Consider the following 14,014-nt stretch of genomic DNA (forward strand, 5'->3'; position numbering starts at 1 on the left):
TGTCCGATAGGTTTGCTGCGCTGTCTTCGCCACGATCCGTTGGGACTGAAATGTACATTCAAACCATGAGGCTGCATTCGTCAGAGAAAGCATGATATCGCTCGGTAAATCAGAATGTTGGGCTCGGTAAAGTAGATTGGACTACACAAAGAAGACCGCTCCCTCATCTCCAGATGAAGGGTAGCGGCCTTTCCTCTATCGTTCTTTATTCAAACAGCTTCAGCATCCGCTGCAGCATAACCGCTGCCTGAGCGCGGGTAGCCTTTCCCTTCGGCGCAAATCCGTCTCCTCCGGCGCCGTTCATGACTCCGAGGGCAGCAAGCTGCGCAACCGACGAGCGGGCATAACCCGCTATTTGGCTGCGGTCCTTGAAGCCCGCGAGCTTCGCATTCACGTCTGTGGACTTGAGACTGCCGAGATAGTTAAGAACATTTGCGGCCATGACCGCCATTTCCTCACGTGTAATCACTCGGTTCGGCTCGAAGTTGCCGGCACCGGTGCCGCCTGTTATGCCCAGCCTGGCAGCAGCCGCCACCGCCTCGGCATACCAAGAATCGGGTTTCACGTCGCTGAAGGCTCTCATCGGTTTCACATCGCTGAGTCCTCCCACCGTTTCGGCGGCATCCAACCGGAACGCCCGGAACAAGGCTGTAATGAATTCGGCGCGCGTAAGAGGTTTGTTCGGAGCGAACTTGTCGCCCCCTACTCCCAACATGATTCCTTTGGCCGCCATCTCTTCGATGGCGGAACGCGCCCAATCGGTCCCGTCCAAATCGCCAAAGGAAGGAACGGGATTCGAGCTTGGCGGCGGCTTCAGACTTGGCGCTGGCGTGGCGCTGGGCGAAGGTGCGGCGCTAGGCGAAGGAGCCTCGCTAGGCGCTGGTGTCCAAGCTCCTCCAGGCGTCGGCGTCGCCCCTCCTCCGGGCGTCGGTGTCGCTCCTCCCCCGGGCGTCGGCGTCGCCCCTCCTCCAGGCGTCGGCGTTGCCCCTCCCCCAGGCGTCGGCGTTGCCCCTCCTCCAGGCGTCGGTGTCGCTCCTCCCCCGGGCGTCGGCGTTGCCCCTCCTCCAGGCGTCGGCGTCGCCCCTCCTCCAGGCGTCGGCGTTGGCTCTCCGCCCGGCAGGTCCGCCGTTTTGATCAGCGACACATCGTCCACCTTGATCCAGTTGCCCCCGCTGTCCTTGGAATGGAAGCCGACGGTGAGCTTGCCTTCCCGAACCTCAAGCCCGGACAGCTTCACCGATGCCCATGAGCTCTCTCCTTGCGGAATCGCCGCCTTCCGTACGGCTCCCTGATCGCCCGTCGCCGTCAATTCGGCGGCAATCTGGCCGCCCTTGGACTTCGTCCAGGCTCTCAGCTCGTAGATGCCGGGCTCGAGGCCGTCGACTTCCTGCGAAGTCGTGGCTTCATAGGCTTTGTCGTTCCAATGGACGAGCGCATATTGATCCGTACGCGCCCCGCCCTCCAGCTTGACAATGCCGTCCGTAACCTCGGCGCCGGAGGCGTCCTTGCTGGACCAGTGCTTCGGCAGCACAGGCCATGCGCCCGCATCGACGGCTTCCTCGAAGCCCGGATTGAGCAGCCGGTTGTTCGCCGCAGGCGCCGTGCCGTCATCATAAGGGTTGCCCGGCACGTTCACGTTCAATGCCGCCATGCTGCTGTGAAGGACGGTCCCGTCAAACAGCTCGATGGCAGCCGTCGCCTCCTTCATGCCGTTGGCGATTTTGGAAGTGGTGTACGACCAGGTTCCGTCCGGCTTCACCGGGGCATGGAACGTCTGCTTGCCGACCTGGATGCGGACGAATTCCGCTCCGACGGCCGTGCCGCTGAAGGTGTAAGGCAGCGTTCCGATGACGGCTCCGCTATCCCGGATGGCTACGGACGCCGCGTTCAGCCTGTCGGTAAAGTCCGCTCCCTGGATGTCGTCGACATACAGCGTCCCGGAAGAGGACAGCGAATCCGGCGATCCGCCGAGATAAAGGGAGAACGTCTTGATCTGCCGGGTCGGATCCGGACGGTCGCCGGGATCGCCGCCATACCAGCTCGGATAGCGGAAGGAACTGAACGGCACGTACATCAAGCGCGGATCGCTGCCGCGGAAGACCGCCTTCGTCTCCCAGAACTTCCCGGCGTCGTCGGAAAACTGGATCGCCAGCTCATTGTTCGACCCGTCCGGCTGCAGCCAGAAGCTGAAGCCGTCATAGCCGTCCAGCTTCAGGTAATCGGGGCTGAAGCTGCCGCCCGCATATCCCGGACCGCTGAAGTCGTAGTCCATCCGCAAGCCGTAATCGCCTTCGGATTTGCGGGAGCCGTCCAGCGATACATCAAGAGCTCCGCCGCCGGTGTTGCGCGCGAATGCTTTTTGCACCAGGGCGTTGTAGCCGCCGTACCCTTCAAAATTGTCCAGCTTGGAGGCATTGGCCATCCGCACGTCGTCCACGACGATGCTGCCCGCTGGGGCGGAAGTCCCCTCCGTTTTGCCCACATACAGGCCGAATCGAGTCACGTCGGACAGATCGATCGGCCCCCGGCCCGCATCGCCCGCCGCAAGCGCAAAGTCCGCAAGCTTGACCTCCAGCGTGCGCGCTGCCGTGCCGTTCAGCGAAGCGGCTGCTTCCCATATCCGTCCGTCTCCCGTGGAGAGCCTGAAGCCGAGCTTATTGCCGCTGCCGTCCGGCTTCACCCAAGCATGCAGGGCATCAAAGGAAGACAGGTCGGCATGGCCGATCGGCCTGCTCAGTCCCGCAAACGAAGCGGAGCCGAATTCGTAGCTGATTTTCGCTCCGTAGCTGCCCCGGTTCTTCGAGCCGCCGTCCAAGGCGATCGAGGCATGGCCCCCATCCTCGTCCCGCTCATAACGGGCAGCGATGCTCTCATCCTTGCCGTAATCGTATTCGCCATCCTCGAGGACGTTGGCGGGCGGAGCTTCCGTGAGCGGAATCAGCGCCGACCCGAAGCCGATATCGGCTTTGGCGAGAGCCGGAGATTCCGGGTTTCCGCCTGCCGGGTAATCCGCTTTGATGTAACGGGTGCCCGCCGGCAGCTCGAATCCGGCATACACCTTGCGGCTCCATCCGCCGGCTGTCTCCTTGCTGGTCACGGCCGGCTGCAGCGGCTGGTAATTCAGGCCGTCGATAGAGCCCGACAGCTGCAGCTCCTCTCCGCCGTTCGCATACGAGGTGAACCGGTAGGAATTCATGTCGCCTGCGGCTGCGTACACAAGCTCCGCATGCTCTCCGTCCAGGCGGCTGAGGACCGGCAGCCCTTCCGTGCCGGCGGAAGCGCCGCGAACGGCCAGATTGCCCGATGCCGAGTCCGGCTGTCCGTCGAAGCTGCGGTCTACGATCAGCCCGCTGCGCACCGGCGCCGGAACAGGCCGATAGCCTTGACCGGAATAGGCGTATTCCAGCTCGACACGGTCGATCAGAACGGAGCTGCCGCCGTCGATGACCAGCTTCACGTATCGTGTATCCGCCGGAAGCGCGTCCGCCGTCCAAAGCCCGTCCTTGAGCTGCGGCTGGATTTCCGCATACTTGCCGTTGACCGAGGAGACGAACAGCCGCATCTTTCCGCCGCCCTCGCTCTTTATCCGCACCGCCTCCAGCGGAACAGGCGCCGCATAGGTAAGCGTGCCCGGCAACGCGCCGGCGGCATAGGCTTTGAAGCCTTGGCCGAGCTCATTCCAGTTGTCCGCCTTGTTCAAGACATTGGAGGACTGGTCGTAGGCATAGGTCCGGCGATTCTCCTTCGGACTCTGCATAAGGCTCATTTCATCCGTGATGAGATGTCTCGCCGTCGTACTCACGACGTTGGACCACGCCGATGCGCCGGACTCGTTGACTCCGCGCACCCTGTACTGGTACGACGCGCCGGTGATCGCCTGCTCGTCGTGGAAAGCCTTCGTTCCGGCGCGTCCGCCGTCGGAGACGCCGGTCCCGACCGTCTCCCAGTTCATCCCGTCTGCGGAGCGCTGCACCTCGTAGCCCGATGCTCCGACAACGCCCTGCCACTTGATGTCCGCGACCGAATCGATCGGGAACAGGCCCGGAGCTCCTTCCGGCGCCTCGATTGCGGGAACCGCGGACGTCTTGCCTTTATCCAGCGCATTCATGTAATGGGCGTAGTTGTATACTGTCCGGATAATATCCGTCTCGCCGTAATAATCGCCCGAGGCGAAGCCCGGCCAGTGATACGAGGCCCAGTTGCCCGGATCCTCGTCATGCCAGTAGAATCCGCCGTCCTCCTTATGCGGTCTCAGCGACCAGATCATGATGCCGGAGGTGCCGTTTTGCAGCGCGGCGTTGTACAGGGCCTCCACCGGCTCCTTGGTCGTATAAAGGCCGAACTCGCCCAGTATATAAGGCTTCTTGCCTGCAGCCATAGCCGCATCGGCATTGATCTTGTCGATAAAATTGCCGGTATAGAAATGATTGCCGACGATGTCGATATGATCGTCCGTCAGCGAAGCGGCGTTGATCGAGAAGCGCCCGTCGAGCAGCAGCTGCTTGGGCTGCTCCTCCTCCTTGATGTAGCGGGCTATTTCCGCCGTCCATGACTGCGGGAACTTGTCCTGGTTGTAGCCGCCCAGCTCGTTGCCCGTCTCCCAGGCCAGAATCGCCTTATCGTCCTTGTATTTCACTCCCGTAATCGTGTTGGTGCGGTTCATCATGTAATGGACGACCTGCTTGAACAGGCCGATGACCTGAGGGTCGGTGTAGAACTTCCAGCCGTCCGGATCCGTCGCCGCATCACCCGTTATCGTACCGGGATAGACGAAGTTGACATAGCTTTCAATGCCGCCGACCCACTGCCATTGATCGACGAACGGGATGATGATCCGGACGCCGGTCTCATTGGCAAGCGCGAGCATGCGGTCCATCTTGGCGAAGCCTTCCTCGCTGAACTGCATCCTGCCGCTGGAATCCGGTCCGAGGATAAAGGCCGAGCCTTTGTTGGATCCGTCGTAACGGAGAACGGACGGCACATAGGAGCGGGTCACTTTCCCGCCCATCGCCTTGATCGTGCGCAGGGCGTCGTCCTGGGAAAATGCCGAGTCCCCCAGCGCACCGGGATAGTTGAGGCTGGCAAAGCGATATTCCCTGCCGTCCTCCATCAGCTTGTCTCCTTCTGCCGTAATGTAAGAGGAGAACATGGTATTTTCTCCGTATACCTGATCCGGAACGCCGCCGTATACGGATTCCGGCACGCTCCCTTTTTCCGACGCCCCCGCTGGAGAAGCTCCGGCTGCCGGCCCAAAGGCAGGCGTCATCAGACCGAATGCCAGCACCCACGATAAAAGCGCTTTCAATATAGGTTGTCTCGAACTTCCAGAACTGGACAATTCCATTCCTCCCGTCATGAACATGGTTGACGCTTCCTTGCCGCCCTGAGCCCTCTCTTCCTCTCCCCGATTTGCAGTCCTGCTTCAGCCTCCCTTCCTGTTTTGTTTGGTAAAACAAGGTACGAAGACATAATTTCAACGAAATTATAGGTATCTCATAAATTTATGTCAACTATTTTCAAATTATTTATACCTTCTTATTCTTGAATTCAAAAAAAAAAGACCCTTCAGCTAACGGCTGAAAAGTCTTATCTCGCGTTGCGGAACCGGATGATGGAAAACCGGCGCAGCGACGATCCCAGAATGACATCCCTGGCGGGAAAGAGGCTTGGCGTCACGCGGAGCTCGGCGCCGCTTCGCTCGATTTCTCCCAGAAGATCAGTCATGCGCTCGACCGATCGCGGGACGACCGTCTCCTTCGAAACATAGTATCCCGCGTTTGCGTCCTCCACCCGGAATGCGGCGGCAGGCATCTCATACCGGTACAAAACCGCGGCCCGAATGCGCTCCAGCCATCGGCTCTCGACCATAACGATCCGAGCGGCGCCGGACATCCCGAACAACAGCTGCTCCTCCCGCTCATCAAGCCCGGGCTGGCGATCGTAGATGATCCGCGGGCATTCCCGCGGGAAGAAATAATTCACGCTGTGCTCTTCGTCGACAGCCCATACCGCGGCAGGCAGACCGTCACGTCCCGGCCTTGGCCGGGGGACAAAGCGGCTGATGAAGGACTCCTCGCTGAAGTGGTAAAGAAGAGGCTCCAAGGCGTCGTTCTCCTTTCGGTTGCTGCATAAGATAGCTGGGAAGACAGAATACAAAGCGGAAGAAGGCATCCCATGACTTGCGCATCCTCCGCCGCCCGTTCCGGCGGGAACGACGGCATCATCCGATTCACCGGCTGCAGGCGATGTTCGGCCGATGCGCCGCAGCCCGGGCTCGCGTTCAGCAAAAGCTGCCCGGCCCGGCATCCAGCCGTCTCTCTGAGCTCATCCGGCGCCATCCGGATCAAGGCCGGCGGAATCTACCTGGCCGGCATCGCCATAACAGGCGGCAGCTCCATTCTTCCCGCGCTTGCGGTCAACGGAACTCCCCTGACAGGCGCCCTGCACGGTCCGAACGGCAAAGAAGCGCGAACCGCTTATCAGCTGGTCGCGCTCCAGCGCAGCGACCTGCTCGAGCTGCTGGATCTGTCCGCTCCGCTGAACAGGCTTCTCCGGCCGTCCGGCGATCATGCCGGACCGGATGACGCCGCTTGGACTTTGACGCTCCGCCGTCTTGAGGATCAGGAAGACGCCGGATTCGGCGCCATCGGCAAATGAATCTCGCAAATCGTCCCCTGATTCGGCTTGCTGCGGTAATACGTCCGGCCGCCCATCGCCTTGATCAGGTTCGTCACGACCATGAGTCCGAGTCCGGTTCCCTTGTCCTTGGTCGTATAGAACGGCATCCCGATGCGCTTCAGCTGCTGCTCGTTCATCCCCACTCCCGTATCCCGGATGAAGATCAGAGCCTTGTCGTTCTCCTGCCTCGTGCTGACGGTAAGGACGCCGCCTTCCGGCATCGACTCGATCCCGTTTTTTATGATATTCAGCAGGCATTGCTGGAATTTCTTCGAGTCCCCGACAATGATGAGCGGCTCTTCCGTCGAATGGCTCGTCACGAACTCGATGCCAGACATGACGCATAGAGGCTTGACCCACTGCTCGACGCTGCTGAGCTCTTGCCGGATATCGAGCGGCTTCGGCTCTTCGACGGAGGGCTTGGAATAATTGAGATAATCGGTAATGATGGCATTGGCTCCGTCGATGCCTTCAAGGGCATGGTTGCGGTATCGATCCATCGCCTGCTGGTCCAGTCCCGGCTTGCCCATCAGCTGGAGGAAGCCTCTGGCCGTCGTCAGCGGGTTGCGCACCTCATGCGAGATGGAGGCGGTCAGCTGCCCGATGAGATGGTATTTCTCCGCGTTGAACAGCTCCTCGGTCATCCTCTCCTGATGCTTCACCAAATAATAGGTGTAGGATACAAGCGGAGCGGAGAGAAGGGAGCCCACTGTAATCAACAGCACTTCCGTCTGGCTGAAAGTGATCCCCTGTTCGGCCATGAAGCCGTAACTGATTCCGATATGAACGCTCGTCAAGAGAATATGCAGCAGAATCATGAGCCTGATCGACTCCGACAGCTTGATCCGGTAATGGAAGATGATGCCCAGCACGGTCACGACGGCGCAGGCGATGGTAGGCGGAAGCCAGTCGTTGCCCGCAATGAAGACATTGCCCCATACGAATGCCGCCGCGGTCGCCGTCCCTGGAATCCACCCCTCGAACAAGGCGACCATGGCGACGCACACCGGCGTCAGATGGAGCGCGTAGACCAAGGGATCGATTTCTTCGTAGGCCAGATAGAAGTAGCTCTGGACGATGAGGATGAGAACGAACAGGATTTTGCGGCCATGGCGTATGAACGATACTCTGGGCGTAATGATCAAGAAGAGCAGACACGCGGTCAGATAATACATCAGCCCTTGGAATTCGCGTGCAATTATATTTTCAATCACGGCAGGAAATCCTTCCTATCCACTCTAGCCGACAATTCTGCCGTTCCAGGGCAGCCCGTTTTCCCACCGGGATTTGTCCCTGCTCCGGTTCAAGATCAGCCAATCGTATTGGTACATATCCCATATCTTGCATTTGTCGGCCTTGAGATCATAATGATCGATGATGGCGTTGACGGCTCTGCGTGCGGCCTCGTTCGCGCCCTCCATCGTGGCGAGATCCGTATTGGTGCGCACGTAATCGGAAGCCAGGAACAGATTCGGCACGGCCGTATAGGCGTTGGGCCGCAAGTCCCATGTATGCACCCTGTTGACGAGCAGAGGCTCCATGTTGGTCACGGAATTCGGATTGGGGAACTGGATGTCCTCGTCGAGGAACCAATGCTCCAGCTGCTCGTCGCGCAGCAGCTCCGCCTCATGGTTGAAGCTTTTCTTGAGCTGCGCCCACACCTCGTTCTTGATCTCCTCGGCCGAGCATTGCATGGCGGGACGGCCGTAAAGAATGCCTTTCTCCTGCCAATCCGAGATATCGACCGAAATGACTCCCCTTACCCGCCCGTTGCCGTATTGGGTCAGATCGATGCCGGGCCAGAACTGCTTCTGCGAGACGAGCGTCAGCGCCCAAGGGCTGTCCATGCAGATGATGTGGCCGTGGATCAGCTCGACGTCCTCATTGAGATAGAACTGGATGCCGTTCATCCACTCGACGGATTCGCTGAGCGTCCTGAGCTTGCCGAGGAGAGGATCGGCACTGGCAAGCTCAGGCGTGACGAGTTCCGCCATGACCTCTACGGGCAATGCAGATATGTAGGCATCCGCCACAACCGTCACCTCCTCGCCGCCGACGATGACGGCAACGCCGGTCACGGCGCCGTTCTCGCAGGCAATCGACTTGACCGGGGCATTGCGATGGAACTCGACCCCGAGCGAGAGAAGATAGTCCTGCCACGGCTTCAGCCAGGCTTCGTTGGTCGGGGCGTTCAGCAGCCGGTCGGCGCTGCCTCCCGGGGTGATCATATCCATCATCAGGGTCGCTCCCACCGTGCCGATCGTGCAGGCGTTCGCCTCCTTGGCCTTGGCGGCGACAAGAATGCGGGACAGCCCTGCGAGAATGCGCTGGAACTGCTGGGATTGCTTGTCCGCTTCGATGAAATCCCACCAGGAGACACGCTGGTATTCCAGGTATCGGCGGAGGTCGCTGCTGGAGGCGAGCTGGTAGAGCTTGCCGGCATAGTGCTCGGCTTCCGCCCGGGTCAGGCCCAGATCGTTGCCGAAAATGGATTCCAGCAGCACTTTCCAGTCGGAGGCGTTCGCCGGGAACTCCGTGACGAACGGCTGCATCGGCCGATCGTCGAAGGCGACGCCGAGCCGGGAGCCCTCCACCAGATTATCGAAGACGCCGCGCTTGTTGCCCGGGAAGGGAATCCGCTTCATCGTGTCGGGAAGATGCTTGTAGAACTTAGGGAAGAAGCGGAAGCCGTGCTCTCCGGGGAGATCCTTTCTTCCCTCGGTGCCGCTTCCCTTCACATCCATGCTCCGGGCTTTGCCTCCAGGTATGGACCTTGCCTCGTAGACGGAAACGTTGAAGCCCCGCTCCGCGAGCTCATGGGCCGCGCTCATTCCCGCCACGCCCCCGCCCAAAATGACAATTTTCGGCATGACCTTATTCAAATCGCCATCTCCTTCTCTAGCATCCATTATTTGTTAGCGAACACCAATAGGCTGAAATACACATAAACTCTTTCCACATAGTACCATCGAACTAATGTCTATTACTGTCGAATTATATCAATAAATGAAATAAATTTTTGCAGCAGGCGTCCATCCCTTCCATTTAGGCGCGAACCTGCATTCGCTCTTCCGGACAGCAAACGCTTCCAGCAGCGAATGAGGATCAAAAGAGAATCATAAAAGGCGTCCCCTGGCGGAGACGCCTTCTGCCCCTAGCAACCCCTAGCGATTCGGGTCCGATCGTCCGGCTCCGTCGCGCTTGCTTCCCATTGATCAATACAAGGTTCTCCATAGATAAAAAGTCGCATAGGCCTCCCAGCCCTTCCATGGCCGGGCCAGCTCCCTGGCTTCATCCGCCGTCGGCCTGCGTTCCATGCCGCCGGCCGCCTTGATCGCGTTCAGCAGCCCGACGTCGGCGGCCGGCAGCGCCTCCGGCATGCGCAGGCAGCGCATCATGACATAATGGGCCGTCCACAAGCCGATGCCGCGAATAGCGACCAGCTTGCTTTCCGCGCCTTCCCAGCCCGCCTCGAGCAGCGACGGCTTGTCCAGCGTACCGTCCGCGACCAGACGGGCGGCTCCGATGAGGTATTCGGACTTGCGGCCGGTCATCTGCAGCGCCATAATGTCGGCCGGCTCCAGCGAAGCGACGACGGCCGGCTCCGGGAAAGCCCAATATTCGCGCCCGTTCCAGCTTACGGAGCGGCCGAACGTCTCGGTGAACCTTTTTTTGAGCGTGTAAGCGAACGCCAGATTGATCTGCTGCCCGATGATCGCCCAGCAGACCGCCTCGAACAGATCCGGGATGCCGATCATCCGCAGTCCCCGGAACGTCCGGCCGGCCTCGCGCAGCAGATCGCTGCTCTCCGTGAGGACATAAAACGGCTCCAGATCCCGGTCCAGATCGAACCATTCCAGCATATAAGCTCCAATATGCTCCCTCATGACTGGAGAAGGGGCGTCTCCCATCGGAAACGTGGCGACGAGACGGGGGACAGCTGCCGTACCGCTGCCATCCTCCGCGTAATCCACCCGGACCAGAATCTCTTCCCCGCCCCGCGCGAACAGCTTGACCAGCGAATTCCCCTCCACGGCATAGAGCGCTTCATCGCTGGAGCGGCTCAAATAAGCCAGGGCGGCAGCGTAATTGAAAGGTTCGGGCACCGGTACGACAATGGGCCCGGCGCCCGCATGAGGCGTAATTCGGTTCATCGACAGTCCTCCCTCGTTGGGCGGGGGCTTCCCGCCCTCTAAGGGCTATTTTAGCACAACCGCTATGAAATCCGGCCGGATTGTACGATCCGCACGCCTTTTCCCGGCACGGAGACACGGCCGCCGACGGTCGCTCCGGTCAGCAGATCGACGCCACCGCCTGCCGGAAGCGCCGCCCATCCCTCATCGACCCCATGGTTGAGCAGGAACAGGTACCGTTTTCCGTCTTTGACGCGGACGGCGGCTTCCAGCTCCGCCGACGCCTCCTCCACAAGCGCTTCAATGCCGAGTCTGCTGCACAGGCTTCCGAGGAAGTCCCGGAGGAAAGCCGGCTCCGGGCTGGAGGCCACGTACCACGCTTCCCCCTCGCCGAACCTGTTGACGGTCAGAGCCGGCATGCCGCTGTAAAAGTCGTCCCCGTAGACCGCCTTCACCTCCGCTCCTTCGCTATGGATCAAGTCGCAGAGCAAGCCGCATTCATACTCGGAACGCATGCCGGCGAAAGCGCGCGGGCCTCCGTCTTGAGCGTCCGGCCCGCCCGCAAGCTCTCCGGATTCCGTCATGACGATCCGGTTGCGCTGCTCCGGCAGAAGCGCGTCGATCTCCTCGGACCAGATGCCGAGCAGCTTCCGCAGCTCGCCTGGATAACCGCCGGTCCGGACGAGGTCGTTCTGGTCGACGATGCCGCTGAAAAACGTCGTGATGAACGCTCCGCCGGCGGCAGCGAAGGCTTCCGCCTTCTCCGCGAAGCCTGGCTTCACCATGTACATCACGGGAGCGATGACGAGATCGTAGCGGGAAAAATCCTCCTCGACGCCGATGATATCCGCCTGGATATGCCGGCTGTACAGCGCGTCGTAATACTTGTGGACTTCCTGCGCGTAGTTCAGCGCCACCGTCGGACCGCTGCTCAGCTCCGTCGCCCACCGGTTCTCCCAGTCGTATATGATGCCGACCTTGGAATCCGCCCTTGCGTCCAGCAGCGTATCGCCGAGCTGCTCAAGCTCCCGCCCGAGCTCCGCAACCTCGCGGAATACCCGCGTATGCTCATGGCCGGAATGCTCGATCACGGCCCCGTGGTATTTCTCGCAGGCTCCGACCGACCGCCGAAGCTGGAAGAACATGACCGTGTCCGCGCCCCGGGCAACCGCCTGCCAGCTCCACAGCCGCATGACGCCGGGGCGCTTCAGCGAGTTGTACGCCTGCCAGTTCTGCTGGCTTGGCGTCTGCTCCATCAGCATGAACGGCTGGCCGCCGCGCAGCCCCCGCATGAGATCATGCGCCATCGCCGTGAAGCTCGGCGGCGTGTCGATGGACGGATAGTTGTCCCACGAGACGATATCCATCTCCTTGCCCCATTTGAAATAGTCCAGCTCCGGATACAAGCCCATCAGATTCGTCGTCACCTGAATGTCGGGCGTCAGCGCCTTGACGGCATCGCGCTCCAGCTTGAAGCAGTCCAGCAGGCTGTCCGACTGGAAGCGCCGGTAATCCAGCGAGATGCCCTGGAAGTTGGTGCGGCTGCCGCCCCATTCCTCGCTGAGCGCGTTCGGCGGAACGATTTCCTCCCAGTCATAGAAGGTGTGGCCCCAGAAGCGGGTATTCCAGACGCGGTTCAGCTCCTGCAGCGAGCCGTACCGCTGCCGCAGCCAGCCGCGGAAGGCCGCCGCGCAGTTGTCGCAGTAGCAGTACCCGCCGTACTCGTTGCTGATGTGCCAGATGAGCAGAGCCGGGTGCCGGCCGTAGCGCTCCGCCAGCTTGCCGGCCAGCGCCGTGGAATAGCGGCGGTAGACCGGACTGTTCGGGCAGGAATTGTGGCGTCCGCCGAAGCGGCGCTTGCGGCCCTCCCAATCCACCCGCAGCACCTCGGGATGGCGCTTCGCCATCCAGGCCGGATGGGCTCCCGTGCCGGTCGCCAGACAGATTCCGATGCCTTGCCCGTGAAGCAGCTCGAACTGCTCGTCAAGCCAGGCGAAGTCGTACGTATGTTCGTCCGGCTGATCGAGAGCCCAGGAGAACACGTTGATCGTGGCGACATCGATCCCGGCCAGCTTGAACATCCGGTGGTCCTCCGCCCAGGTGTCCCCGTCCCACTGCTCGGGATTGTAATCGCCTCCATACCAAATCTTGGGCAGTTTCGAATTTATCATGATCAGGCACCTCTTCCAGGTGTAATATAAGGATATCTTCATTTTAAAAAAGGAATGATCTCCTTAAAATCCAATCTTATGGCCGACATATATAAGAATATGGAACTACGTTGAGCTTAGGAGGCGCATAACGATGAACATCGCCGGACATCGCCGGGTCGTTCCCGTCCAGCTGCAGGACAGGCCTCTGCCGGTCCAGCTGGAGAGCATCGGCTTCAACCCGGACCAGGAGCCGTTCCATCGCGGAGACGGCTACCCGGTCTACCACTGGCTGCAGACGCTCGCCGGCGAAGGACGCGTCTCCTGGAACGGCCATGCGGAGACGCTGCCGCCCGGCAGCGGACTGCTCCTGCCGCCGCGAGAAGCCCATAGCTACCGCAGCGGAGGCGGCGTCTGGCAGACGGCCTACCTGACCTTTGCCGGACCCGAGCTGCCGGGCCTCATGGCGTCGCTGGCGCTGTCCAGTCCGGCGCTCTACCGCTGGGAGCCGGGATCTCCTCTGGACAGCCTGCTGCTGAACAGCCTGGAGCTGCTGGAAGGCCAAGCCGATCCGCTCGGGCTGGAATCGTCCCAGCAGGCGTACCGGTTCCTGCTGGCGCTGCGCACTTACTCCAGCACCGACGAAGCCGCCGGCGTGTCGCAGCGGCTGCGCCAGCTCGAGCCTCTGCTGTCCTGGCTGGAGGCCAATCTTCACCAGCCGGCGATCGGGCTCGGGGACCTGGCCGCAGCCGCAGGCCTCTCCGGCCGCCGGCTCAATACGCTGTTCCGCAGCCTGTTCGGCCTGTCTCCCTACGCCTACCTCGTGCGGCTGCGCATCCGCCGAGCCCGCGAGCTGCTGCTCAGCCGTCCGGGCGAGCCGCTGCGAGTCATTGCCGGCCAGACCGGCTTCCGCGACGTCAGCCACTTCATCGCGACCTTTCGCCGCCTGACCGGCGATACGCCGGACCGATTCCGAAGCGGGCGGGCATGAAGCGGGCAGGAGTCGGGGCCGGCTTTTGCTTGGAATGGGACAATTCACCGTGCGAATAGGAT

The 14,014-nt window shown here is 61.0% G+C and carries 8 protein-coding genes; 2 read left to right on the plus strand and 6 right to left on the minus strand.

Going from position 1 to position 14,014, the window contains the following annotated elements; all coding sequences use genetic code 11:
• Positions 1 to 205: 205 nt before the first annotated feature.
• Positions 206 to 5,284 (minus strand): S-layer homology domain-containing protein, encoded by a 5,079-nt coding sequence (locus PHU01S_RS19490; protein WP_218032478.1) that lies wholly within the window; start codon positions 5,282 to 5,284, stop codon positions 206 to 208.
• A 302-nt stretch (positions 5,285 to 5,586) separates the two neighbouring features.
• Complete coding sequence (locus tag PHU01S_RS19495) at positions 5,587 to 6,102, minus strand: DUF6886 family protein (protein WP_049869022.1); 516 nt, start codon at positions 6,100 to 6,102, stop codon at positions 5,587 to 5,589.
• A gap of 72 nt (positions 6,103 to 6,174) precedes the next feature.
• Here PHU01S_RS19495 and PHU01S_RS19500 point away from each other — a divergent pair, with 72 nt between their 5' ends.
• Positions 6,175 to 6,657 (plus strand): hypothetical protein, encoded by a 483-nt coding sequence (locus tag PHU01S_RS19500; protein WP_127509435.1) that lies wholly within the window; start codon positions 6,175 to 6,177, stop codon positions 6,655 to 6,657.
• On the opposite strand, the gene PHU01S_RS19505 is transcribed toward PHU01S_RS19500, so the two are convergent.
• From PHU01S_RS19505 to PHU01S_RS19520, 4 genes are all read right to left on the minus strand, one after another.
• Positions 6,621 to 7,892 carry an ATP-binding protein gene (locus tag PHU01S_RS19505; RefSeq protein ID WP_049869020.1) on the minus strand — a complete coding sequence of 424 codons (1,272 nt, stop codon included), beginning with the start codon at positions 7,890 to 7,892 and terminating at the stop codon, positions 6,621 to 6,623. The two genes, PHU01S_RS19500 and PHU01S_RS19505, sit on opposite strands and share 37 nt — an antisense overlap.
• Positions 7,893 to 7,916: 24 nt before the next feature.
• Complete coding sequence (locus PHU01S_RS19510; protein ID WP_232312941.1) at positions 7,917 to 9,560, minus strand: hydroxysqualene dehydroxylase; 1,644 nt, start codon at positions 9,558 to 9,560, stop codon at positions 7,917 to 7,919.
• Between the two features lie 333 nt (positions 9,561 to 9,893).
• A complete protein-coding gene (locus tag PHU01S_RS19515) occupies positions 9,894 to 10,832 on the minus strand; it encodes a DNA-3-methyladenine glycosylase 2 (RefSeq protein ID WP_049869019.1) in 939 nt (312 codons plus the stop codon).
• A gap of 62 nt (positions 10,833 to 10,894) precedes the next feature.
• Entirely contained in the window at positions 10,895 to 12,982 is a 2,088-nt protein-coding gene (locus tag PHU01S_RS19520; RefSeq protein ID WP_127509439.1) for a beta-galactosidase, read from the minus strand.
• 133 nt (positions 12,983 to 13,115) lie between these two features.
• Between PHU01S_RS19520 and PHU01S_RS19525 the strand changes: the two genes are divergently transcribed.
• Complete coding sequence (locus PHU01S_RS19525) at positions 13,116 to 13,952, plus strand: AraC family transcriptional regulator (protein ID WP_048745749.1); 837 nt, start codon at positions 13,116 to 13,118, stop codon at positions 13,950 to 13,952.
• Positions 13,953 to 14,014: the final 62 nt, after the last annotated feature.

It is taken from the genome of Paenibacillus humicus NBRC 102415, assembly GCF_004000905.1.
Taxonomy (GTDB): Bacteria; Bacillota; Bacilli; order Paenibacillales; family Paenibacillaceae; genus Paenibacillus_O; species Paenibacillus_O humicus.